This is a genomic window from Rhodanobacter sp. Root480, from assembly GCF_001426645.1.
GTDB classification, from domain to species: Bacteria; Pseudomonadota; Gammaproteobacteria; order Xanthomonadales; family Rhodanobacteraceae; genus Rhodanobacter; species Rhodanobacter ginsenosidimutans.
In genome coordinates this window covers 451,324-475,306 of record NZ_LMEX01000001.1, presented here as the reverse complement: position 1 = coordinate 475,306, position 23,983 = coordinate 451,324, and the positions used below count along the sequence as shown (strand labels likewise).

General features: G+C 66.1%; 23 protein-coding genes. 10 read left to right on the top strand and 13 right to left on the bottom strand.

All coding sequences use genetic code 11. From position 1 onward, the window contains the following. Window positions 1–40: 40 nt before the first annotated feature. Both trpA and trpB read right to left on the bottom strand, forming a co-directional pair. Complete coding sequence (gene trpA, locus ASD22_RS02285; protein WP_056078392.1) at window positions 41–841, bottom strand: tryptophan synthase subunit alpha; 801 nt, start codon at window positions 839–841, stop codon at window positions 41–43. Further along, window positions 838–2,049, bottom strand: coding sequence for a tryptophan synthase subunit beta (trpB, locus tag ASD22_RS02280; protein WP_056080806.1), 1,212 nt, complete (start codon window positions 2,047–2,049; stop codon window positions 838–840). Before trpB ends, trpA begins: the two co-directional genes overlap by 4 nt. 107 nt (window positions 2,050–2,156) lie before the next feature. Here trpB and ASD22_RS02275 point away from each other — a divergent pair, with 107 nt between their 5' ends. After that, entirely contained in the window at window positions 2,157–3,041 is an 885-nt protein-coding gene (locus ASD22_RS02275; protein ID WP_056078389.1) for a LysR family transcriptional regulator, read from the top strand. A 6-nt stretch (window positions 3,042–3,047) separates the two neighbouring features. Here ASD22_RS02275 and ASD22_RS02270 read toward each other — a convergent pair whose 3' ends face one another. From ASD22_RS02270 to prmB, 7 genes are all read right to left on the bottom strand, one after another. Then, window positions 3,048–3,674, bottom strand: a complete 627-nt coding sequence (locus ASD22_RS02270) for a phosphoribosylanthranilate isomerase (protein ID WP_056078386.1) — start codon at window positions 3,672–3,674, stop codon at window positions 3,048–3,050. Then, window positions 3,671–4,438: a tRNA pseudouridine(38-40) synthase TruA gene (truA, locus tag ASD22_RS02265; RefSeq protein ID WP_056078383.1), complete on the bottom strand. Its 768-nt coding sequence runs from the start codon at window positions 4,436–4,438 to the stop codon at window positions 3,671–3,673. Before truA ends, ASD22_RS02270 begins: the two co-directional genes overlap by 4 nt. Before the next feature lie 95 nt (window positions 4,439–4,533). Beyond that, window positions 4,534–6,885, bottom strand: a complete 2,352-nt coding sequence (locus tag ASD22_RS02260; RefSeq protein WP_056078381.1) for a FimV/HubP family polar landmark protein — start codon at window positions 6,883–6,885, stop codon at window positions 4,534–4,536. 364 nt (window positions 6,886–7,249) lie between these two features. Further along, window positions 7,250–8,278 carry an aspartate-semialdehyde dehydrogenase gene (locus ASD22_RS02255; RefSeq protein WP_056078378.1) on the bottom strand — a complete coding sequence of 343 codons (1,029 nt, stop codon included), beginning with the start codon at window positions 8,276–8,278 and terminating at the stop codon, window positions 7,250–7,252. Between the two features lie 16 nt (window positions 8,279–8,294). Further along, complete coding sequence (locus tag ASD22_RS02250; RefSeq protein ID WP_056078375.1) at window positions 8,295–9,311, bottom strand: D-glycerate dehydrogenase; 1,017 nt, start codon at window positions 9,309–9,311, stop codon at window positions 8,295–8,297. 16 nt (window positions 9,312–9,327) lie between these two features. After that, window positions 9,328–10,419: a chorismate synthase gene (gene aroC / locus ASD22_RS02245; RefSeq protein WP_056078373.1), complete on the bottom strand. Its 1,092-nt coding sequence runs from the start codon at window positions 10,417–10,419 to the stop codon at window positions 9,328–9,330. 106 nt (window positions 10,420–10,525) lie between these two features. Next, complete coding sequence (gene prmB / locus ASD22_RS02240; RefSeq protein WP_056078369.1) at window positions 10,526–11,449, bottom strand: 50S ribosomal protein L3 N(5)-glutamine methyltransferase; 924 nt, start codon at window positions 11,447–11,449, stop codon at window positions 10,526–10,528. A 363-nt stretch (window positions 11,450–11,812) separates the two neighbouring features. Between prmB and ASD22_RS02235 the strand changes: the two genes are divergently transcribed. The 4 genes from ASD22_RS02235 (at window position 11,813) to ASD22_RS02220 (ending at window position 15,085) form a co-directional block, all read left to right on the top strand. Further along, window positions 11,813–12,244: a lysozyme inhibitor LprI family protein gene (locus ASD22_RS02235; protein WP_056078368.1), complete on the top strand. Its 432-nt coding sequence runs from the start codon at window positions 11,813–11,815 to the stop codon at window positions 12,242–12,244. 45 nt (window positions 12,245–12,289) lie between these two features. After that, the gene (locus tag ASD22_RS02230) at window positions 12,290–13,579 is read left to right on the top strand and encodes an XVIPCD domain-containing protein (protein WP_056078365.1); all 1,290 of its coding nucleotides are present in this window, start codon (window positions 12,290–12,292) and stop codon (window positions 13,577–13,579) included. Between the two features lie 113 nt (window positions 13,580–13,692). Next, window positions 13,693–14,538 (top strand): archaetidylserine decarboxylase, encoded by an 846-nt coding sequence (gene asd / locus ASD22_RS02225; RefSeq protein ID WP_056078362.1) that lies wholly within the window; start codon window positions 13,693–13,695, stop codon window positions 14,536–14,538. Window positions 14,539–14,653: 115 nt separating this feature from the next. Then, on the top strand, window positions 14,654–15,085 hold the full coding sequence (locus ASD22_RS02220; RefSeq protein WP_056078359.1) for a hypothetical protein: 432 nt from the start codon (window positions 14,654–14,656) through the stop codon (window positions 15,083–15,085). A 47-nt stretch (window positions 15,086–15,132) separates the two neighbouring features. Here ASD22_RS02220 and ASD22_RS02215 read toward each other — a convergent pair whose 3' ends face one another. Continuing rightward, window positions 15,133–16,623 carry a transglycosylase SLT domain-containing protein gene (locus ASD22_RS02215; RefSeq protein WP_056080803.1) on the bottom strand — a complete coding sequence of 497 codons (1,491 nt, stop codon included), beginning with the start codon at window positions 16,621–16,623 and terminating at the stop codon, window positions 15,133–15,135. Between the two features lie 104 nt (window positions 16,624–16,727). Between ASD22_RS02215 and ASD22_RS02210 the strand changes: the two genes are divergently transcribed. The 3 genes from ASD22_RS02210 to greB are packed head-to-tail and all read left to right on the top strand — an operon-like array spanning window position 16,728 to window position 20,001. After that, on the top strand, window positions 16,728–18,236 hold the full coding sequence (locus tag ASD22_RS02210) for a helicase HerA-like domain-containing protein (RefSeq protein WP_056078356.1): 1,509 nt from the start codon (window positions 16,728–16,730) through the stop codon (window positions 18,234–18,236). A 14-nt stretch (window positions 18,237–18,250) separates the two neighbouring features. Continuing rightward, entirely contained in the window at window positions 18,251–19,501 is a 1,251-nt protein-coding gene (locus ASD22_RS02205; protein ID WP_056078354.1) for a hypothetical protein, read from the top strand. Beyond that, a complete protein-coding gene (gene greB / locus ASD22_RS02200) occupies window positions 19,498–20,001 on the top strand; it encodes a transcription elongation factor GreB (protein WP_056078350.1) in 504 nt (167 codons plus the stop codon). Before ASD22_RS02205 ends, greB begins: the two co-directional genes overlap by 4 nt. Before the next feature lie 24 nt (window positions 20,002–20,025). Here greB and ASD22_RS02195 read toward each other — a convergent pair whose 3' ends face one another. From ASD22_RS02195 to rimO, 3 genes are all read right to left on the bottom strand, one after another. Further along, a complete protein-coding gene (locus ASD22_RS02195; RefSeq protein WP_056078346.1) occupies window positions 20,026–20,370 on the bottom strand; it encodes a TfoX/Sxy family protein in 345 nt (114 codons plus the stop codon). 164 nt (window positions 20,371–20,534) lie between these two features. Further along, window positions 20,535–21,362, bottom strand: a complete 828-nt coding sequence (locus ASD22_RS02190) for a DUF3025 domain-containing protein (protein WP_056078343.1) — start codon at window positions 21,360–21,362, stop codon at window positions 20,535–20,537. 9 nt (window positions 21,363–21,371) lie between these two features. Further along, the gene (gene rimO / locus ASD22_RS02185; RefSeq protein WP_056078340.1) at window positions 21,372–22,709 is read right to left on the bottom strand and encodes a 30S ribosomal protein S12 methylthiotransferase RimO; all 1,338 of its coding nucleotides are present in this window, start codon (window positions 22,707–22,709) and stop codon (window positions 21,372–21,374) included. 160 nt (window positions 22,710–22,869) lie between these two features. Here rimO and ASD22_RS02180 point away from each other — a divergent pair, with 160 nt between their 5' ends. After that, window positions 22,870–23,541: a dienelactone hydrolase family protein gene (locus ASD22_RS02180; RefSeq protein ID WP_056078337.1), complete on the top strand. Its 672-nt coding sequence runs from the start codon at window positions 22,870–22,872 to the stop codon at window positions 23,539–23,541. Next, on the top strand, window positions 23,538–23,960 hold the full coding sequence (locus ASD22_RS02175) for an HIT domain-containing protein (RefSeq protein WP_056078331.1): 423 nt from the start codon (window positions 23,538–23,540) through the stop codon (window positions 23,958–23,960). The genes ASD22_RS02180 and ASD22_RS02175 overlap by 4 nt, the downstream gene beginning before the upstream one ends. Window positions 23,961–23,983 lie beyond the last annotated feature (23 nt).

The following is a 23,983-nucleotide window of genomic DNA, read 5'->3' as shown; positions in this document are numbered from 1 at the left end:
CCATCGTGGCCGGGCTGAGAGGTCGAAAAATCACAACCTCTCAGTGTGCGTCCAGCGCTGCCCGGATCGGCTGCAGGAAATCCTTCGCCCGGCCGGCAATGTCGTCCGGCTGGGAGGCTCCCGCCAACCGCGCGACCAGTGCGCTGCCGATCACCACCGCGTCGGCAAACCCCGCAATTTCCTTCGCGCTCTGTGCATCGCGTATGCCGAAACCCACCGCCACCGGTACCTTGGCGCTGGCCCGGACGCCAGCCACGCGCGCCGCAATATCCTGCGTGCTGAGCTGCCCTGCCCCGGTGATCCCGGCAAAGGACACATAATACAGGAAGCCCTCCGCGGCCTCGCACAACCGCTCCATCCTCACCGGTGCGGTGGTCGGCGCCGCCAGCAGGATCTGCTGCAAGCCAGCATCGCGCAGCGGCTGCAACACGGCCGCTTCCTCCAGCGGGCAATCGACCAACAACACGCCATCCACGCCAGCCTGCACCGCCTCCTGCGCGAAACGCGCGTAGCCATGGATCTCGACCGGGTTGAGGTAACCCATCAGCACGATCGGCGTCTCTGCATCGCGCTGGCGGAACGCAGCCACCCAGCCCAGCACCTCGCCGATGCCGACACCCTTGGCGATCGCCCGCTCGCTGGCATGCTGGATCACCAGGCCATCGGCCATCGGATCGGAAAACGGTACGCCGAGCTCGATCAGGTCAGCCCCGCCCTCCACCAGCGCATGCATCAGCGTGACCATGTGCTCGGGCGACGGATCACCGGCGGTGACGAACGGAATCAGGCCGGTGCGGCTGGCGGCTTTCAGGGCCGCGAAGCGGCGATCGATGCGGCTCATACTTCCACTCCTTCGCGCGCGGCGATCGTATGCACGTCCTTGTCGCCGCGGCCGGACAGGTTGCACAGGACCAGGCCGTCCTTCGGATATTCGCGTGCCAGCTTGATCGCCTGCGCCACCGCGTGGCTGGATTCCAGCGCGGCCAGGATGCCTTCGGTGCGCGCCAGCAGATGGAATGCCTGCAACGCTTCGTCATCGGTGACACCCACGTATTCGGCGCGGCCGGCGTCTTTCAGGAAGGCATGCTCGGGACCGACGCCGGGGTAATCCAGACCGGCGGAGACGGAATGGGTTTCGGTGATCTGGCCGTTGTCGTCGCACAGCACGTAGGTGCGATTGCCGTGCAGCACGCCGGGGCGGCCCGCCGCCAGCGACGCGGCATGATGGCCGGTTTCGATACCGTCGCCGGCCGCTTCGGCGCCAACGATGCGTACGTCGCGATCGTTGAGGAATTCGTGGAACAGGCCGATCGCGTTGGAACCGCCACCGACACAGGCGGTGAGCGCGTCGGGCAGCCGGCCGTAATCCTGCAGCATCTGCGCGCGTGCCTCGCGGCCCACGATGGCATTGAAGTCGCGCACCATCAGCGGATACGGATGCGGGCCGGCCACGGTGCCGATCATGTAGAAGGTATCGGCCACGTTGGTAACCCAGTCGCGCATCGCCTCGTTCAACGCGTCCTTCAGCGTCTTCGAACCGGAGGTCACCGGCACGACTTCAGCACCCAGCAGCTTCATGCGGTAGACGTTCATTTTCTGCCGCTCGATGTCCACCGCACCCATGTAGACCACGCATTTCAGGCCAAGCCGCGCGGCGACCGTGGCGCTGGCGACGCCGTGCTGGCCGGCGCCGGTCTCGGCGATGATGCGCGGCTTGCCCATGCGTTTGGCGACCAGCGCCTGGCCGACCGTGTTGTTGATCTTGTGCGCGCCGGTGTGGTTCAGGTCCTCGCGCTTCAGCAGGATGCGCGCCCCGCCCACGTGCTGCGACAGGCGTTCGGCGTGATAGATCGGGCTGGGCCGGCCGACGTAATACTTCAGGTCGCGGTCCAGCTCGGCGATGAATTCGGGGTCCTTGCGCAGGCGCAGGTAGGCCTCGGTCAATTCCGCCAACGGCGCCATCAGCGTCTCGGCAACGTAGCTGCCGCCGTAGTTGCCGAAGCGGCCGAGCTCGTCGGGCCAGGCGTGGAAGTCGTCGATGGTGGGCATGTTGAAGCTCGATATGACGGAGATGAGGCCGTCACCATAGCGCAGCACCGGCGCCGCAAAAAGCGATAAGATCGCACGCAACCTGTCAGTAAAACTCACACATACGAATGGCCCGGGAACTCCCCTCACTGAACGCCCTGCGCGCGTTCGAAGCCGCAGCACGACTGGAAAGCATCAGCCGCGCCGGCAGCGAACTGCACGTGACGCATGGTGCGATCAGCCGTCAGATCCGTGCACTGGAGGCCGAGCTGGGCGTACCTCTGTTTCAACGCCAGGGACGCGGCGTGAGCCTGACCGCCGCGGGCCTGCGGCTGAGGGATACCGCCGCCCTGTCGTTCGGCCAGCTCCGCGATGTCTGCGTCGAGATTTCGCGCGACCAGACACGCACGCCGTTTGTGCTCGGCTGCTCCGGCAGCCTGCTGGCGCGCTGGGTGATTCCGCGCCTGGAGCGCATGGGCCACGACCTGCCGGAAATCCCCTTGCACCTGTCGGCGCTGGAGGACTTGCCGCATGCGCTGGACGGCCTCGATGCCGCGTTGCTGCTGGCCGCGCCGCCGTGGCCGAAGGATTGGCAGGTGGAGGTGCTGGCGCCGGAAACCGTCGGCCCCGTGGTCAGTCCGGGTTACAGCGGCTGGCCAAAACTGAAGGGCCAACCCGCGTCCTGCCTGCTGGACGAACCCCTGCTGCATACCGCATCGCGACCGCAAGCTTCCCACGAGTGGGCACGTGCGGCGAAGCTGCCGGGCTCGCCGCCTTCAGGGCAGGGATTTCCCCATCTCTATTACCTTCTGGAAGCGGCTATCGCAGGCCTGGGTGTCGCCATCGTGCCGGCCCCGCTGGTCACCGATGAACTGACCGCCGGACGCTTGTTGGCACCATGGGGATTCATGCCGACCGATGCGGCCTGGATCCTGGCCGTACCCGGTCGCCGACACGATCGACGCGCGCCGGCATTGGCGGCGTGGCTGGCGAACGAGCTGGCCAAGGGCTGACACGCCCTAGCGGTCAGCGTCCGCCTCACGTACCGCCTGGATGAAGGCAGCCATCCTGGCGGGGTCCTTGATACCCGGCGACGATTCGACACCACTGGCGACGTCGACCGCCCACGGCCGCGCCTCGCGCACCGCGCTGGCTACATTCGCGGGCGAAAGTCCTCCGGCCAGGATCAACCGCGCCCCCATATCCGGCGGTATCAACGACCAGTCGAAGGTCTTGCCGCTGCCTCCGGCCTCGCCCGCACCGTGACCGTCCAGCAGCAAGCCGCGAGCGTGCGGATAAGCCTGCAACGCCGGCAACGCCGCGGCGCCCTCGCCCATCGCCACGGCTTTCAGGAAAGGCTGACCGAACTGCTGGCACCAGGCATCGGTTTCGTCGCCATGGAATTGCAGCAGGTCCGGACGCGCGTCGCGCAGCACCTGCCGCACCAGCTCCGCGTCGTCGTCCATGAACAACGCCACCGTGGTGACGAACGCGGGCATCGCGGCCACGATCGATGCGGCTTGATCCAGCGCCACGCGACGCTTGCTGCGCGCGGTAAGCACTACGCCAATGGCATCGGCGCCCAGGCGCGCCGCCAGCAGCGCATCCTCGACGCGGGTCATGCCGCAACATTTGATGCGGGTCATTGGCTTACCTCCGGTGGCAGGCCCCAACGGGCCTCGTAGCGCGGCCCGATAAACGTGAGGCCGGACGCCGGGCCGGTGGGGCCGGCCACCTGGCGGTCGCATCCGGCCAGCAGTTCAGCCATCCATTCAACCGGCCGCTCGCCACGGCCAACCAGCAACAGCGACCCCACGATATTGCGCACCATGTGATGCAGGAAACCGTTCGCCTCGATCTCCAGCGTGACGTATTCACCATCGCGCCGCACATCGACCGACAACACGGTGCGATGGGGATGTTTCGCCTGGCAGGACAGCGCGCGGAACGCGCTGAAATCGTGCAGCCCCAACAATGCCTGGGCCGCCTGGTGCATGCGCTCGGCATCGAGCGGCAAGCGCTCCCATGTCACGTAACGCGCTTCCAGCGCCGCCCGCACGGGACGGTTGAGGATGCGGTAGCGGTAGCGCCGGCTGCGGGCGGCGTAGCGCGCATGGAAATCGTCCGCCACCGGCTGCGCCCACAACACCGCCACGCTGTCCGGCAGGTTGGAGCAACTGCCCAGCACCCAGCCGCGCATGTCCCGCTGCGCCGGCGTGTCGAAATGCACCACCTGGCAACGCCCGTGCACGCCCGCATCGGTGCGTCCGGCACAGCTGACTTCCACGGGATGATCGGCCACCCGCGACAGCGCCTGTTCCAGTCGGGCCTGCACGCTGGGACCTTCCTTCAGCCGTTGCCAGCCGAAGAAATCGGTCCCGTCGTATTCGATGCCCAGGGCGATGCGCATGACGTGTGAAGCCGGAAAGAAAACAACAAAGATTAGCAGTACGCCAACGACAACGGGCCGGCAAGCCGGCCCGTTGCATCATGCGCGATTACCGCTCAGCTGAGGCTGTCGGACAACCGCTGTGCCACGTCGCGCTGCATCTGGGTGCCTTCCCGCAGCACTTCGTCGAGCATGGCGCGGGCGCCATCGGCGTCGCCCATGTCCATGTAGGCACGGGCCAGATCGAGCTTGGTGTCGACCGGGTCGTCGCTGAATTCGCCCGGTTCGGCACCCGCATCGTGATCGAACGACTCGGCCGGAGCGGCCATTTCATCACCATCGAACTTCCAGGTGGAAACAGGTTCGTCGGCGGCCGGTTCACCGATGTCCAGTGGTTCGAACTCGGCGGCGGGCGACGGAGGAAGGATGTCGTCCTCCGACTGGAATGACGCAAATTCATCCACCGGCGGCACTTCGGTATAAGGCGCCTTGGGCGACTCCGACGACGCAGGCGTCGGCGAGAGCTGGAAGTTGAAGTTGTACTCGCTCACCTTTTTCGGCGAAGCCGGGGCCACCGGCGCGAACTCGGTTTCTTCGCCGTAATGGTCGATATCGAATGCCGGACGCAATTGGGTCTCATCATCGGCGGGCATGTCGTCGTGAGCGGCGAACAACGGATGACCGGGCGAAAGATCCTCGCCCATGTGCACCACGTCCTGCCATTCCTCCTGCTGCGGATCGACGATATGCGCATGCATCGCCTCCGCCGCCGCCTCGAAATGCTCCACGTCGCGGCGCGAGTAATACAGGCTCACCAGTTCCAGGTGGAGACTCACGTCGTCCGGGTGCTCGGCCAGCTGATCCAGCAATTCGTTCTGGTCGACGTCATCGCCGCCATATTCATCCGTGGGCGCCGCCGCAAAGCGGTCGGCCAGCGATGACGATGCCGCCGCTGCCGGCAGTTTCACGGTTTTCTTGCGGCGACCCAGCAAGGCCAGCAACAACAACAGCACGATCACGCCGCCCGCGGCGAGCCACGCCACCTGTTGCATATACCAGGGCTGCTCGACCTCGGCCGCCTCGGGCGCCGACCTGGGCGCAGGATGCTGCGCCGCCGGCTTGGCCTTGGCGGGGGCTTCGGTCTTTGCCGGCGCCGTCATTGCCGTGGTCGTTGCCGTGGATGCGGCGGCGACGGGTGCCGGTGTCGGTTTGGCAGCGGCGGTGCCAGCCAGTGCGAGGGCGGCGGGTTCGGCCTTGCTCGCGGCGCTGGTCGTGGTCGCGAGGGCAGGCGCCGCAACGACGGCGGCGCTCTTCGGCGCGCCCTCCACCGGTTGGCCGGCGGCGGCAAGTTTTGCCTGCAATTCGGCGATCTGGTTGTCCTTCAGCGCCAGCAAGCGTTTGTTCTTGCTGTTGATGTCGGCCAGCTCCTTGAGCTGATCCTTCAGGTCGCCGCTTTGCTGCTGCAGGTTGGCAATGCTTTCCTGGCTGCGCAGCAGATCCTGCTTGAGCGCCGCCGATGCCTTGTCATCGGCACCCGAGGACGACTTGCCTGCGCTGGCCGGAACCAGCGCCAGACGATCGGCCGACGACGCCTGGCTGGCAGCCGGCGCGCTGCTGGTGGAAGCACGCGTGGCCGCATCGGCCACGGTGGTCGGCGTGCTGGCGGCGGTGGCGCGCCAGTCGCTGTTTTCGCGACGCACTTCGGCGACGGCAGCCGCACGCTCGGTCGACTGGATCTCCTCGCGCGTGGGCACGCGCAACACCTCGCCGCTCTTCAGCGCGTTGATGTTGTCGCGGTAGAAAGCGTCGGGATTGGCCCGCTTGAATGCCAGCATGACCTGGTGCACATCGGCGTCGGGCACCGCGCTGCGCGCGATCGTCGACAAGGTCTGGCCACGCTGGACCGGACCATAGTTGCCATTGGCCGCCACGTTCGCCCGAGGTGCGGGCGCGGCTGCAGGCGTGGCGGCGGCCGGTGCCGCGCGATGTACGGGTGCCGCCCGCGGTGCCGACGCCGGTGCTTGCGTGTACGCCGGTGCACCGGCGACCGAGCCTGGCGGATCGAGCAGCAGCGTGTACTCGCGCACGCTCTTGCCGGCGGCTCCATCGACTTGCAACAGCAGATCGAGGTAGGGATCGTCCACCGCCGTGCTGCTGGTGATGCGAATCACCTGGCGACCGTTGCCGAGGTCGACAACCTTGAATTCGAGCGGCAAGGTCGTGCGACCGCCCGCGATGCCGGCCCGTGCGAAATCCTCGCCCGAGGCCAGTTGCACCTTGAGGTTGCGCAGGTCGGCCGGATGGCTCGAATGCACCGGGATTTCCGCCAGCAAGGGCTGGCCGAGGGCCGACTTGACCTGGATCTGGCCGAGATCCAGCGCACCGGCCTGCCCACTGCCTTGCGCCATGACCTGGCTGCTACCCAGGGCCAGCGCCATCAGCACCGACCACTTCAACGAACGATTCATCACGTGTTCCCCCGAACAAACCTGGCACTTTCATATGGCCGCCAATACCGGCGGCTTCTCGAAACGCATGCCACTTTAAGTTACAAACTGGCCAATCAACAATAGGCAGGTCGAATACTTGCGACACATTTCTGTTACGCGTTCTCGCCCATGCCGTAGCGCGACGTTACCGGAAATACCGATGACGAAGCCCTTCGCCACCGCCCGCGCCGGTTTCATGGCCCGGTCAGGGCGGTGCCGCGCACGGCGGAAGGCTGCAGTTTCGCCTGGGGCCGCGGTCTATCGGTGCCCTGCAGAAAAGCAGAATGCCCACCGCGAATCCGCTTGTCTGCAGTTCACGGCGGGCACGGCTGCGGTGGTGCGTTTACAAGTAGTCGGCGATCAGCACTTCGGCAATCTGCACTGCGTTGAGCGCGGCACCCTTGCGGATGTTGTCCGACACCACCCACATGTCCAGGCCACGTTCGTGCGAGATGTCCTCGCGGATACGGCCCACGAACACGGGATCGGTGCCGGCTGCATCGCTGACCGGCGTGGGATAGCCGCCCGCTTCGCGCTGGTCACGCACCACCACGCCCGGCGCCTGCTCCAGCAGTTCGCGAGCGCGTTCGGCACTGATCTTGGCCCGCGTCTCGATGTGCACCGCCTCGGCATGGCCGTAGAACACCGGCACGCGCACGGCGGTCGGGTTCACCTGGATGGTGTCGTCTTCCAGGATCTTGCGGGTTTCCCACACCAGCTTCATCTCTTCCTTGGTGTAGCCGTTGGCCTGGAAGTCGTCGATGTGCGGGATCACGTTGAACGCGATCTGCTTGGGAAACTTCTGCGGCTCCGCGCTCTGGAAGTTCAGCAGCGCGGCGGTCTGCTTGCCCAGCTCGTCCATGCCCGAGCGGCCTGCGCCCGAAACGGATTGATAGGTGGCCACGTTGATCCGCTCGATGCCCACGTCATGGTGGATCGGCGCCAGCGCCACCAGCATCTGCATGGTGGAGCAGTTCGGGTTGGCGATGATGCCGTGGTTGGTGTACTCGGCGATGGCGTGCGGGTTGACCTCGCTGATCACCAGCGGGATGTCGTCCTGGTAGCGGAACTCCGAGGTGTTGTCGATCACCACCGCACCGGCCGCGGCCGCGCGCGGCGCGTGCACCTTGCTGACCGAGCCGCCGGCCGAGAAGAACGCGATGTCCACGCCTTCGAAATCGTAGTCGACCAGGTTTTTCACCACGATCTTCTTGCCAGCGAACGTGACCTCGCTGCCGGCGGTGCGTTCGCTGGCCAACGGCACCAGCTCGCTGATCGGGAAATCACGCTCGGCGAGGATCGCCAGCACGGTTTCGCCCACGGCGCCGGTGGCGCCGACCATTGCTACCTTGTAACTGCTCTTCTTGCTCATGGATGCTGTTCTTGGCTCAGGGGTGGGTGGTCGGGCTGGCCGCAGCCAGCACCTCGGGGTTGAGAATCGTGGGCGGATGGCCGGCGTGCGGACCGTGTCCGAACAACGCCAGCACATTGTCCACCGCCATCGTGGTCATGCCGCGGCGCGCATCGGGGCTGGCACTGGCAATGTGCGGGCTGAGCAGCACGTTGTCGAGTTCCAGCAGCCTGGGGTTCACCACCGGCTCGCCTTCGAACACGTCCAGCGCCGCCGCGGCGAGCTGGTGTTTCGCCAGAGCATCAGCCAAGGCCGCGTCGTCGACGATGCCGCCGCGGGCGATGTTCGCCAGCACCGCGGTGGGTTTCATCTGCGCCAGTTCGGCGGCGCCGATCGCATGCCGGCTTTCCGGCGTCAGCGGCAACGCCAGCACCAGGAAATCGGAGCTGCGCAGCAACTCGCCCTTGTCGACCCAACGCGCCCGGCATTCGCTTTCCAGCGCCTGCGGCAGCGGCGAGCGGTTGTGATAGATCACCTGCATGCCGAAGCCGACGGCGCGCCGCGCCACCGCCTGGCCGATCCGGCCCATGCCCAGGATGCCCAGCGTGCGCCCGCGCACATCCATGCCCAGCCAGTCGGTGAAACGGGTGCCGTGCCACTGGCCGGCGCGCAGCCAGCGTTCGGCCTCGCCCATGCGGCGGGCGGCACCCAGCAACATCGCCCAGGTGAAGTCGGCCACGCTCTCGTCCAGCGCGCCGGCGGTGTTGGAAGCGGCGACGCCGGCAGCCGTGAGCGCGGCCAGATCAAGATTGTCGTAGCCCACGCCCAGGTTCGCGACGATGCGCAAACGCGGGGCCTTGGCCACCTCGGCGGCGCCGATGCGCTCCTTGAGGCCGACGATGACGGCATCACAATCGGCAATCTTCGCGGCCAGCTCGGCCGCAGAAAACATCACCTCCCGCGGCTCGGCCACGACGTCGAAATGCGGGTCGAGGCGGGCGACGATGTCGGGAAACGTGGGGCGCGAAACCCACACGCGTGGCCTGGCCGTCATGTGTGTCGCCTCGCCGTCATGAGGTGATGCGCGGCTCGACCACGCCCACATCGCCGCATTGAGCGCGATGGCGCAGCGCCTGGTCCATCAATACCAGTGCCATCATCGCCTCGGCGATCGGCGTGGCGCGGATGCCCACGCAGGGATCGTGGCGCCCCTTGGTGACCACCTCAGTCGGCTCGCCGGCCAGGTTCACGCTGCGGCCCGGAACCAGGATGCTGGAGGTGGGCTTCAGCACGATCGACGCCGTCACCGGCTGGCCGTTGCTGATGCCGCCCAGGATGCCGCCGGCGTGATTGGACGCAAAGCCGTCCATGCTCATCTCGTCGCGATGCTCGCTGCCATGCTGGCTGACCGCGGCGAAGCCGTCGCCGATCTCCACGCCCTTGACCGCGTTGATCGACATCAGCGCCGAGGCAAGCTCACCATCGAGCTTGCCGTAGATCGGCTCGCCCCAGCCCGGCGGCACGCCGTCGGCAACCACGTTGACGCGCGCGCCGACCGAGTCGCCAGATTTGCGCAACGTATTGATATAGGTTTCCAGCGCCGGCACCTGGTCGGCGGCCGGCCAGAAGAACGGATTCTGCTCGACCACGTCCCAGTCGAAGGCGTCGGGCGTGATGTCGCCGATCTGGCCCATGTAGCCGCGCACGCGCACGCCGTGATGTTCGGCCAGCCATTTCTTGGCGATCACGCCGGCCGCTACCCGCATGGTGGTTTCGCGCGCCGACGAGCGGCCGCCCCCACGCGGATCGCGGATGCCGTATTTCTGCCAGTAGGTGTAATCGGCATGACCCGGGCGGAAGGTCTGCACGATGTCGCCGTAGTCCTTGCTGCGCTGGTTGGTGTTGCGGATCAGCAGCGCGATCGGCGTGCCGGTGGTACGCCCCTCGTAGATGCCGGAGAGGATTTCCACCTCGTCCGCCTCGCGCCGCTGCGACGTGTAGCGGCTGCGGCCGGTGGCGCGGCGCTCCAGGTCGTGGCGGAATTCCTCCGCGTCCAGCGCCAGCCCGGGCGGGCAACCATCGACCACGCAACCGATCGCCGGCCCATGGCTTTCACCAAAGGTGGTTACGGTAAAGAGCTTGCCAAACGCATTGCTGGACACGGTCGCGACTGCCTCGAAAGGTCGGCCACCCGTCGGGAACCGGCGGGTGCACCGGGAAAATCAACTTGCCATCATTTCACACGAGCCGTCCGGGCGGAAATAACCATCACGCATGTCGTGCTGCGGCTACGGCATGAATCGCCTCGGCGTGCTCCACCAGGTCACGCCGCTCCAGCGCGAAGATACCCATCTGGCCCACCTTGAACTCGATCCACACGAACGGCACCTGCGGCAGCAACGCCGCCAGCGCCTGCTCGCTTTCGCCCACCTCGACAATCAGCAGACCCTCGTCGGTGAGGTGATCGGCCGCCTCATCCAGCATGCGCAGGCACAGGTCCAGCCCGTCCGCACCGGAGGTGAGGCCGAGTTTGGGCTCGTGCGCGTATTCGCCGGGCAGCGCGGCGTATTCGTCCTCGGTGACGTAGGGCGGGTTGGAGACGATCAGGTCGTAGCGCTGATCCGCCACGCCGGCAAAAAGATCGGACTGGATCGCGTTGACGCGGCCGTCCAGATGCTGGAAGGCAATGTTTTCGCGCGCCAGCGACAGCGCCTCGTCGCTGATGTCCACGATGTCGACCTGCCAGTCCGGGTTGTACTCGGCCATGGCGATGCCGATGCAGCCCGAACCGGTGCACAGGTCCAGCGCGCGCTCGACCGGGCGCTCGTCCAGCCACGGCGCAAAACCCGACTCGATCAACTCGGCGATCGGTGAACGCGGCACCAGCGCACGACGATCACTCTTGAATTTCAGCCCCGCGAACCAGGTCTCGCCCACCAGGTAGGCCACCGGCAGACGCTCGCTGACGCGCCGCTCGATCAGCGACAGCACATTCGCGCGCTCTTCCGCAGTGAGCCGCCCGGCGCCATAGGCAGGCGGAATATCCGGCGGCAGATGCAGGCTCGCCAGCACCAGATGCGTGGCCTCGTCGATCGGGTTGTCGTGGCTGTGGCCGAAAGTGAGCTCGGCGGCAGCAAACCGGCTGGCCCCATAACGGATGAAGTCGATGATGGAGGCGAGTTCGGTGGTCACGATGGCATGCCAAACGGCGGGAGGACCGGAAAGTATACGGGAGGGGTGAGTCGTGAGGGAGGCAGGCGAGTGAAAATCCATACCTGCCATCCATCTCGCGACGAGTCCTTCGCCCCCTACGGGGGAGTCTTGAACAACGGTTTTTGCCACCCCCGCGAAAACCCGGATACCGTCTGGATCAGTAGCCAGTAGCCGAACGACAAGCGCCCCGCCCCGCCCCCTTCCAGCCGTTGGGACAGGCGCCAGTAGGTCGAAAGTTCGGAAAAATCCTACACAACATTCCACCCCGCGCGCTTTAAGGTACTCATCTCGAGCGGAAAGCGCGTGTCGTAAGTGACCCGACGGCCCTATTGGGAGACTTTGATGAAGACTGAACGAATCGTGCTTGGTGCTGTGCTGGCGATGCTCCTTTTGCCCGGCTTGAGCGAGGCAACATCCCAACCACGGGATGACCAGGCAGTGATCTCACGCCTGTACGGGTTGCGCCCTTCCTTTGATCGATGCCTGGATCAAGCGCAATCGGCAACGGCGCCCATACGCACCTGCTTAGCCGACGAGCTGGACTATCAGGACAAACGCCTGAACAAGGCGTACCACGCCCTCATGGCAAAACTCAATTCAGCGCTTCAAGCAAAACTCAAAGCCGAAGAAAAGACATGGATTCAATATCGCGACAATCGCTGCGCAACCGTGGTTGACGGAATCGAGAGGCCCGAGCTCGATGCGCTGAGTTGCAAAGTCAACGAAACCGGGAGACAGGCATCAGACCTCGAAGCGAGATTGTTCGTGCAGTAACGAACCGCGGTTTTTCCAGAGACGAAGCCATCAAAGGACGCGACCATGGCCAACGATGCCGAATATCGCTTGGGCGAAATCTCGGAGCGTCACGAAGGCGCGGGACCCGCCACCATCTCGACAGGCAGGGGCGATCACGGCGGTGTTTCCTATGGCACGTACCAACTCTCCACCAATACCGGGACGATTGGCGAGTATCTCGATAGCTCCTCCTACGGGGATGACTTCCGCGGCTTGACGCCCAACACACCGGCCTTCGACGAAAAGTGGCGAACCCTCGCTAACAGCGACCCGGAATTCGGCAGGGATCAAACCCGCTTCATCAAGGAAACCCACTACGACATCGAGATACAACGGCTAAAGAATTCCGGCATCGACCTGACCGCCCGGGGTCCGGCTGTCCAGGAGGCTTTATTCAGCACGTCCGTTCAATACAGAGGGCTCACCAAAGGAATTTTCGAGCGCGGACTCAAGTCCGCCTACGGCGATGACTACGTCCTGTCCCAACTTTCGGACAAAGATATCGTCGTCGCCATTCAGGACTACAAGATCGCCCACAACGATGTCTACTTCAGGAGCTCGTCGCCCAAAGTTCGTGAATCCATCCTTGATCGCGCGGCGAACGAAAAAGACGAACTGGTCGCCTTGTCCGAAGGGCGGGCACTGCCCGACCACAACACTTTGCAAGTCGGCAGCCGGGGCATGTCTGTCACCGAGTTGCAAGGCGATTTGACGCGCCTGGGTTATCCCCTGGAGCCGGATGGCTCCTTTGGCCCAGTCACGGAGGCTGCAGTTGCGTCTTTCCAGCGCGACCACCAGCTCACTCCGGACGGTGTCGTGGGTCCGACGACGCGACGAACACTCGACGATCAACTGCAGGCGCGAATCGCACCACAACACTCCCCGTCGCCAACCCGCCTGGACGACCCCACCCACCCTGATCACTCCCTGTTTCAACAGGCACGCAATCACGTATATCGCCTGGATCAGCAGTTAGGTCGGACACCTGACCAGATGAGCGACAACCTAGCGTCAGCCTTGACGGTGTCGGCCAGGGCCGGCGGCCTGGAGAGGATCGATCGGATCACGCTTGGCGACAACGGAAGTCGACTCTGGGCGACGCAAATGCCGCGTGGCCAGTTCGGCGCGATCCTGGCATCGCACGTCAATGTGCCCACCTCCGAAGTCAATACGTCCATGGAATCGAGCGGAGCGCGGTGGCCTTCGGCAATGCAACAGTTCCTGCTGCATCAGGAGCAGGTTACTCCCGGGCATCAGGCCCAGCATCAGACCACCCATCCGAATCAGCCGGCTGCACCAGCAATGACGCCTTGAAGCATCGCCGAAGCCAGCGACCAAAGAACAGAATCCATGCTGCGGAAGGGCGCCCTCGGCCCTGGTTGCTCGCTTCTCGTCCCTCCCTCATTTCGGCCACGTATACTGCCCGGATGACTTTCAACGTATTCGTGCAGTACATCCTGCCCCACCGCGCGCTGTCGCGGGTGGTCTACTGGGCCACGCGCTGGACCTTTGCGCCGTGGAAGAATTTCCTGATCAGCCAGATCGTGCGCCGCTACAACGTCAACATGGCCGAGGCGGTGCAGCCGGATGCGCTGGCGTACCAGCACTTCAATGCGTTTTTCACCCGCAAGCTGCGCCCTGACGCGCGCCACGCCGACGCCGACCCTTCCGTCCTGCTCTCTCCGGCGGACGGCCGCATCAGCCAGGCCGGCGCCATCGTCGACGGGCGCATCTTCCAGGCGAAGGGACAGGACTACACCGTCGCCGAACTGCTGGGTAGCGCGGAGGATGCCGAGGCTTACCGCTCGGGCAGTTTCGCCACCGTCTACCTGTCGCCGCGCGATTACCACCGCGTGCACATGCCGTTGAAAGGCACGCTGAAGGAAACCGTGCACGTGCCTGGCCGCATCTTCAGCGTGGCGCCGTTCGCGGTGGAAGCGATCCCGCGCGTGTTTGCGCGCAACGAGCGGCTGGTGTGCCATTTCGAGGGCGCGCACGGGCCGTTCGTGGTGATCATGGTCGGCGCGGTGCTGGTGTCGTCGGTGGCGACGGTGTGGGATGGGCTCGTGATCCCGCCGTACGCATCGGCGATCGGGCGCAAGTCGTTCGCGGGCCAGAACATCACGCTGGACCGCTTCGCCGAAATGGCGCGCTTCAACATGGGCTCCACCGTCATCGTGTTGTTGCCGCCGGGGGCGGCGGCGCTCGATCCGCTGGCATCGCAACAGGCGGTGAAGGTGGGCGAGCGGCTGGGTACTCTGGCGGCGGCCTAACCCTATTCACGCCGAAATGCTGACGCAGAACGTCGATTTGTGACGTTTTAGGCGCAATTGGCGAGCTTCGCTGGCTATGCTCGCCCTTCCGGTTCAGCCGAAGGGGAGCCATTCCATGTTCAGCCCACTCATCACGCTGCTGCGTGCGCGCCAGCTTGGCCGCCAATGGCATGACATCGAACGCAGCATCCGCGCGCTCTCGCGTCGCCATCGTCAACGTCTCGGGCTGTTGACCCTTCGCGAGCTGGGCCAGGCCTCGCGCAGCGAGTTCCCGCACCTGCACGGCACCTCGCCCGAGGCGCGTTACCTGCCTTGGGGCCAAGGCACGAGCATTGGTTACGAACGGGCGCGCTCGGGCAATCTGGAAGTCGCCTTGCGCGGCATCGCCCTGTGGCTGGCGGTGGCGTACCACGAAACCAAGCATTCGCCCGGCAATCGCCTGCTGCCGCAACATCGCCTGCTGCTGCAGTTGTTGCGCGAGCTGAAGGAAACGCAGGCCGAACCCGTCAGGACGGTCGGCCAGTCGCGGGTGAAGGCCGCCGCCTGAACCGCCAGGCGGTCAGCGAACAGGCAAGGCAATAGCCCCGGTTTCCGCTAGCGGCAAACCGGCACCTTGAGCACGTCGCCCGCGCGGATGCGGTGATGCCGCAACCCGTTGAGCTCGGCCAGCTCGCGCACGCTGGAGCAATGCAGCCGGTGCACGATGCCGATCAGCGTGTCGCCGTTACGCACCTTGTAATTGCGTGTACCGGTGGCACGCGCCGGAGCCCGGGCCGGTGCCGGTGGCGCCTGCACCGCTGGCGCCACGGCCTGGTGCAGGTCGGCGGCGAGAATCGGCCACGGCCCTTCGACACAGCGCGATGCATAGGGCTCTTCCAGCAGTCGCGGCAGTTGCACGCGCGCGCCGGCGGGCTGGGTTTCCTGCGGATTCAGGCGCGGATTGAGGTTGCGCAGGGTTCGAAACCACCCTTCCTCCATGCCACCGGCCGAGCCGAGGCAGACGCTGAGTTCAGCCAGCGACGCGGAGCGCTTCAAGGTCACCGCGCCAGCGGCACCGTCGATTTTCGGGAAACGCAGGTTGTAGCTGTCCGGATGCAGGAACAGCCACGCCGCCGCCAGCACCGAGGGCACGTATTCACGTGTTTCGCGCGAGAGCTTGTTGTAGATCGTCGGGTCGTAAAAACTGGTGTCGGGTCTGTCGCCCGCCAGTCGGCGCATGCGTCCTTCGCCACCGTTGTAGGCGCCCAGCACCAGCTCCAGATTGTTGTTGAAGATCTTCAGTTGCTCGTTGATGTACGCGGCGTTGGCACGCGCCGACTGCGCCGGGTCGAAGCGCAGGTCGAAGCCGTTCTCCGTGCCCAGACCAAATCGCAGACCGGTGGCGTACATGAATTGCAGCGGGCCGGCCGCGCCCGAGCGCGATATCGCATTGACCTTGCCACCGGACTCCTTCGCCATGATGCCGAACAGCAATGCCTCGGGCAGATCGGCTTTCTCGTATTGCGGCCACATCTGGTAGCGCAGGTATTGGTAGTTGACGTAGGCGTCGATGAGGTTGGGCCGCCACTGGGTCAGCCACATTTCCAGCGCCGCCTTCACCGCACCGTTCATGGCGATCAGCTCGCTGAGCTTCTGGCCGCGCAGCAGCGTGACGCTGCGTTGCGCTTCGGGCAGGCCGGCGACGCCGCCGGCCCCGTCGGCCAGGGTGGGTGACGGTTCGTCACCGAGCGTCTCGTCGCCCAGGAAGCTGCCGTCCTTCAAGCGCAGCAGGCGGTCGAACACCGAGAAAAACCGCTGCGGGTCGCAGCCTGGCGTGCTGCCGCAATGGGCCGCCGATTCCTTCAGCCGGTCCAGCGCCGCGGTAAGCGTTTTCTGCGACGCGGCATCGTCGCCGGCACGCGCCTGCTGCAGTGCGGTTTCGTAACCCTTGCTGGCCAGGTCGAGCTGGCTGTAGAGCGCATTCACCGGCGCGGTGGATTTGCTGCCGCCGGTACTGGAGCAGGCGGCGGCGAGGCCAAGTATGAAGAGGAGGGGGGCGGCGCGCAGCGGGCGAAACAAAGGGTACGACAAGCTCACAGACTTCATCCGCAAAACGACCACCATAGCGGCCGCAGCGCCGCGACTCAAACCCTTCACCGGTGGCGCAGGGCTCATGGTTACAATCCACCGACCACCCACGGACGACATCCATGACCAACATCCTGATCGGCCGCAACGATAGCGCCAGCGTCAGCCTGGACCCGCACTACGGCAACCGCCACGGCATGATCGCCGGCGCCACCGGCACCGGTAAATCCGTCTCGTTGATGGTGCTGGCCGAAGGTTTCTCGCGGCTCGGCGTGCCCTGCTTCCTGGCCGACGCCAAGGGTGATCTGGCCGGCCTGGCGATGGCCGCGAACGAACCGGGCGACAAGCTCAAGGCGCGGCTGGCCAGGCTCAAGCTCGCCGACTGGAAACCGCTGGCGAACCCGGTGGTGTTCTGGGATATCTACGGCAAGCTCGGTCACCCGGTGCGCGCCACCGTCAGCGAGATGGGTCCCACCCTGCTCGGCCGCGTGCTGGAGTTGAACGATACCCAGGAAGGCGTGCTGGAAGTGGTGTTCAAGGCCGCCGACGACCAGGGCTGGCTGCTGCTGGACCTGGCCGACCTGCGCGCCCTGCTCAGCTACGCCGCCGAGAACGCCAAGGCGTTGTCCACCCAGTACGGCCTGATCAGCACGCAGAGCATCGCGGCGATCCAGCGCGCGCTGCTGAAACTGGAAAGCGACGGTGCCGACCAGTTCTTCGGCGAGCCGGCACTGGAGCTGGCCGACCTGATGCGCCAGGACATGAGCGGCCGCGGCATCATCAACGTGCTCGCCGCCGACCAGCTGATCATGAAGCCGCGGCTGTACTCCACCTTCCTGCTGTGGCTGCTGTCCGAGCTGTTCGAGCAGCTGCCCGAAGTGGGCGACCTCGACCAGCCGAAGATGGTGTTCTTCTTCGACGAGGCGCACCTGCTGTTCGACGATGCCTCGCCCGGCCTGCTGCAGCGGGTGGAACAGGTGGTGCGGCTGATCCGCTCCAAGGGCGTGGGCGTGTATTTCTGCTCGCAGAATCCGGACGACGTGCCCGGCAACATCCTGGGCCAGCTCGGCAACCGCATCCAGCACGCCTTGCGCGCGTTCACGCCGCGCGACCAGAAGGCAGTCAGGGCGGCGGCGGAAACCTTCGTCGTCAATCCGAAGCTCGACGTCACCGAGGCGATCACCAAGCTCGGCGTGGGCGAGGCGCTGGCCTCGACCCTGGCCAACGGCGGCGTGCCCACCCCGGTGGAACAGGTGCTGGTGACCACGCCGTGCTGCCGCATCGGCGCTATCACCGACGCCGAGCGCGCCACCATCCGCCAGCGCTCGCCCGTCGGCGCGAAATACGACACCACGGTCAATCGCGAATCGGCTGCGGAAATGCTGGCCAAACGCACCGAAGAGAAGGCCGCCGATGCCGCCGTCGTGGCGGCCAACGCACCGGCCAAGGGCGCGGCAAAGGAAGAAGAAGGCGGCTGGAGCGGCGCCGTGCACGACGCGCTGTTCGGCACCAAACGCCGCCAGGGCATGATCGAAACCATGGGCAAGCAGATGGTGCGCACCGCCGGCAGCCAGCTCGGCCGGCAGATCCTGCGCGGCGTGCTGGGCGGCATCTTCGGTGGCAAGCGGTAGGCAGGGCGAGCGCCATGCCACGCGTCGAAATCGTCGCCGCCGACACGCCGTTCGCGCAGCGTTTGCAGGACGGCCTCGGCTATCCGTTGCGCGGACCCGCGCTGGCCACCTGTGTGGTGCTGGCGCTGGTCCATTACGTCGGCTTGCTCCCTGGCTTCGTGGGCGCCCTGGCCAGCGCGCTGGTCTGGGCAGCCACCTGGCGTTATGCCGCCGACTGCATGCAGCACACCGCCAACGGCTACGCCGATCCGCCGGACGTGGGTAGTGAGGGCAACAGCGCCAGCGGCTGGGGCCTCACCGCGATCCACCTGCTGGTGGTGGCCTTGTGCGTGGTGTCCATCGTGTTCTTCCCGAGCCTGCTGTGGCCGGTGCTTATCCTGGCCGCGCTGGTGTTGCCGGCGATCGACATGTCGCTGGCGTTCGACGGCAATCTCGCGCTGGCCATCAACCCGCTCAACTGGCTGCGCGTCATCGGCGCCTTCGGTACCGCCTACCTGATTCCCGTGGCGATCAACCTGCTGCTCGGCGTGCTGATCGTGATCGCCTCGGTCACCACCGCCCAGCTGCCGCGGGTATTCGCGCTGCCGCTGTTCGCGTTCGCCTACACCTACCTGATCCTGCTCGCCTTCCATCTCATGGGCGCGATGATCCACCAGCGCCACGAGCGCTTCGGCATGGTTCCCGAAGCACCGGCGTTGGCCAGGGCATCGGGTCAGGACGCCGACGAAAGCCTGATCGAAGCAGCGCGCCAGCAAGCCATCGATGACCCAATGGCGGCCTTGCGGCAACTCGCCGGCCGGCTGCGCGAACATGCGGCGCCCCCGGCCGTCCACCAGACCTACCGCGAACTGCTGCACCGGCAAGGCCTGCGCGACGACCTGCTGGTACATGGCCAGATCTGGATTGCCGCGCTGATCGCCCAGGGCGAATCCCGCCGCGCGCTCGGCGTGCTGCAGGAATGCATCGGCATCGATACCGGCTTCATCCCGGACGACCCGCAAACCTGCGGCGGTCTGGCCGATCTGGCCGCGCGCGTGGGCATGAGCCGCCTCGCGATCCACCTCGGCCAGGGTTATCTCGCGCACTGGCCGCGCGACCCGCAGGTACCGCACTACGGCCTGTTGGCGGCACGGGCCCTGGCCGCCCACACCGACCAGCACGCCAGTGCGGCCGCACTGCTCGACCGGCTGGCCACGACATGGCCCGAGCATCCGCTGCGCGGCGAGATCGACGCCCAGCGACGGCAACTGGCGCACACCGCATGAGTCGCTGGCGCCCACCCTCACCCAGCTCCACCGCGATCATCACCCGCGAGGGTTTCGAGCGGCTCAAGGCCGAGCTCGATCACCTGTGGCATACCGTGCGCCCCGAGGTGGTCAAGGCGCTGGCGGCGGCCGCGGCCGAAGGCGACCGCTCGGAGAACGCCGAGTACACCTACCGCAAGAAACAACTGGGCGAGATCGATCGCCGCGCGCGCTACCTCAGCAAGCGCATCCCCGCATTGAAGGTCGCCGAAGGCGCTCCCGCCGACCGTGAGGTGGTGTTTTTCGGCGCACATATCACGCTGGAAAACTCGGCCAGCGGCGAGGAAACCCGCTACCGCATCGTGGGCCCGGACGAAACCGACGCCAAACTCGGCTGGATCAGCATCGACTCGCCCATGGCCCGCGCGGTGCTCAAGAAACGGCTGGACGACGAATTCGAAGCCGCGCTGCCAGGCGGCCCCACGCAGTTCATCGTGGTCGACGTCGGCTACGACGCGTAACGCCTGAGCGCGCAGCCCATCGCGTCACCTGGCGGACTTGCGCGCCACCGCAGGCTTCCTCGGCTTGGGCAGCGGCATCAACGCCGCCGTTTGCAGGATCAGGCGCTGGATCTGCTCGGAATCATCCAGCAGCTCATCGGCCACCAGGTAATCCTTGGCACCGGGATACGGCGGCTTGCGGGGAAGCGTCGGCACGAACGCGTCGCCCGCCGCCGACGGCTTCACGAAGAAGCTGTTGTCGCAGGCAAAACCCACCACCTTCCCGTCCACGTAGAACGCGTACTCGCCGAACATCGGCTTGCGGCTCAGGCGATCGCCAAGCGCCACCTGCTCTGCCACGTAGTCGGCGAAATCCTGGTCGGTAGCCATGTCGTCTCCCACGTGTTGCGCGGCATTGGATGGTAGGGTCGAAATGAGCGCAGCGCGTTGTTCGCTATCCAGCGACAAGCCTGCCGGTGGCGCAGCTTTCATCAGCGACAGTGAACCTGACGGCCCCCGCCAAGTCCACTACTAGCCGCCATCGCCACCGGACGTTATCCGCGGCCCTGGCGCGACAAGCACCAGGCCGGCGGATATTGCCGCCCCTCACGGCGCGACTGGTAGCACGCCGTGGTGCGATGGAAAGCCTCGTCGCCATTGTCCGGGCGCCAGCCTGGCAATCCGGCCAGCGGTAGCGGGCGCAGCTCCAGCGGATCGTTCAACCAGCGGCCGCTGGCGATCATGTCTGTACCGGCGGCGACGAGATCCACGTCAGCACCAACGCGGGACGTATCGAACACCAGCGCCTTGCCCACCAGCAGCTTGTCGGGGTTCAAGGCATGCTCCAGCAAGGCATGCCCGAACAGCGCCAGACGGATCGAGCCATCCAGCCAAGCCTGCCGGCGGCGCCAGAACAGGCCATACCAATCGTGCGCGTCCCACAACGCCAGCAGCGACGGATCGCGCAGGCCGACGATCACGCCGCCTTCGTCGAAATGGGTCATCGCGTACTGCGCGCGCGAACGCCGCTTGGGGCCGATGCGGGCGATCTCGTCCATCTGGCGGTGGTTCAACGCCTGCTTCAACGCGGGATAGCGCAGCCACACCAGCGCATTGAGCAGGTCGTGCCAGTTGCCTTCGCGGGTGGCGATGGCGCCGTGTTCGGCGATGCGCTGCTCGTAGTGCTGGCCGTCGGCCAGCAATTGGGGCGTCTGCGCCACGAAGCCATGGGTTTCGCCGGGAGGCAGCCGGCGGTTCAGTGCATCGATGGACGGCCAATCGGCGCCCTCGATCAGGTCCGCGTAGTCACGCCACAGGGACAGCGGCGGCCGGCCGAACGTCGCCGGATCCACCGTGCCGCGCGGTGGCGCCACGTAACGCACGCGGCGGCCTTACATCACTTTCAGCGCGGGATATGCCAGCCGCGCATGCAGGTCGTGTTCGCCGGCATCCTCGATGACGACGTCGACGAACTGGCCCGGCTTCAATTGCTGGCCGTCGGCAATCAGCACCGTGCCGTCGATCTCGGGCGCATCGGCGGCGGAACGTGCCACCGCACCCTCGGCGCCGGCCTCGTCCACCAGCACCTTCATCGTGCGGCCGATCTTGCGCTGCAGTTTCGCGGCGGAAATTTCCGCCTGCACCGCCATGAATTGTTCCAGCCGGTCTTCCTTCAATTCCTCGGAAACCGGGTCGGGCAGCTCGTTGGCTTTCGCGCCGTCGACCGGCGAATAGGTGAAGGCGCCCACGCGGTCGAGTTCGGCCTCGCGCAGGAAGTCCAGCAGCTCCTGGAACTCCGCCTCGGTCTCGCCGGGAAAGCCCACGATGAACGTGCTGCGGATGGTCAGGTCCGGCACCACCTTGCGCCAGTTCTGGATGCGCTCCAGCGTCTTGTCGATGTTGCCGGGGCGCTTCATCAATTTCAGGATGCGCGGACTGGCGTGCTGGAACGGGATATCCAGGTACGGCAGGATCTTGCCGGCCGCCATCAGCGGCATCAGCTCGTCTACGTGCGGGTACGGGTAGACGTAGTGCAGCCGCGTCCACACGCCCAGTTCGGACAGGCCCTCGCACAGCTCGGTCATCCGCGTGCGGTAGGCCTTGCCGCGCCAATCGTGCTCGGCGTACTTCACGTCGACGCCATAGGCGCTGGTGTCCTGCGAGATCACCAGCAGCTCCTTCACGCCGCCCTTCACCAGCTTCTCCGCCTCGATCAGCACCTCGTCGACCGGGCGGGAGACCAGGTTGCCGCGCATCGACGGGATGATGCAGAAGCTGCAGCGGTGATTGCAGCCTTCGGAAATCTTCAGGTACGCGTAGTGCTTGGGCGTCAGCTTCACGCCGGTGTCCGGCACGATGTCGAGGAACCGGTTGCGCTGCGGCGGCAAGGCGGCGTGCACCGCACCCATCACGCTGGTGTAGTCCTGCGGACCGCTGACCGACAGCACCTCGGGGTACGCCTCGCGGATTAGGCTCTCGCGCTTGCCCAGGCAACCGGTGACGATGACCTTGCCGTTCTCGTTGAGCGCGGTGCCGATCGAATCCAGCGACTCCTGCACCGCCGCGTCGATGAAGCCGCAAGTGTTCACCACCACCGCATCGGCCGCGTTGTAGCTGGGCACGATCTCGTAACCCTCGACCTTCAGCTGGGTCAGGATGCGCTCGGAATCGACCAGTGCCTTGGGGCAGCCGAGACTGACGAAACCGATCTTGTGGGCAGGTTGGGACATGGGCGTCGATACCGTGAAACTGCGGGGCAACAGGCAATTATACGGGAATGCGGCATGACGCCGAGGGCGGCCTCGGTGGGTCATGCGTCATTCCCCGTCGCGCATGCCACGCCCTCCCCGCCCGAGGCCTAGAATCCCCTTTTCCCCACAGGAGCCAGCCATGGGTCAGCCCATCAACATTCCCACCTCCGGCACGCAGTGCATCGGCGGTTATCTGGCGCGGCCGCAGGGCCAGCCGAAGGGTGGCCTGGTGGTGATCCAGGAGATTTTCGGGGTGACCGCGCATATTCGCGACATGGCCGATCGCTTCGCCGCACACGGTTACGTGGCGATCGCCCCGGCGTTCTTCGACCGGCTGGAGTCCGGCGTGGAACTGGCCTACGACCGCGGCGGCGCCGCCCGGGGCAAGGCACTGGTCACCGAACTGGGGCTGGAGCGCGCGCTGGAAGACGTGGCCAGCGCGGCCGAATCCATCGCCTCGGCGGGAAAGATCGGTACCGTCGGCTATTGCTGGGGCGGCACGGTGGCGTTGCTGGCGGCGCTGCGCCTGGGCCTGCCGTCGGTGAGCTACTACGGCGCGCGCAACCTGCCGTTTCTGCATGAAACGCCGAAGGCTCCGGTGATGTTCCACTTCGGCGAGAAGGACCCCAACATCCCGCCCGAGGCAGTTGCCAAACACCGCGATGCCCTGCCGCAGATGGAAACCTTCACCTACCCCGGCGCCGATCACGCGTTCAACCGCGACGGCAACTCCAGCTACCACGAGGCCAGCGCGAAGCTGGCGATGCAGCGCACGCTGGATTTCTTCGCAACGCAATTGGCCGCCGCATGAGCTTCACACTCGACCCGCGGCTCGCCGCCGACACGTTTGCCGTCACCACCTTGCCGTTGTGCGAGGTGCGCCTGATGAACGACGCGCGCTACGCCTGGCTGATCCTGGTGCCGCGCCGACCGGGGTTGGCCGAAGTCACCGACCTGGCCGATGACGAGCGCGCACGGCTGTGGCGGGAGGTGGACCAGGCCGCCGCCGCGCTGCGCTCGGTGGCGCCCTGCGACAAGCTCAACATCGGCGCACTGGGCAACGTGGTGCGGCAGCTGCATGTACACGTGGTGGCCCGCCGCGAAGGCGACGACGCCTGGCCCGGTCCGGTGTGGGGCCATGGCACGTCCATGCCCTACCAGCCGGACGAGGCGACGGCGCGACTGGCGGCGCTGCGCCAGCACTGGGGGCACGAAAAAGCCCGCGACTGAGCGCGGGCTTTCGTTGCTGCGGG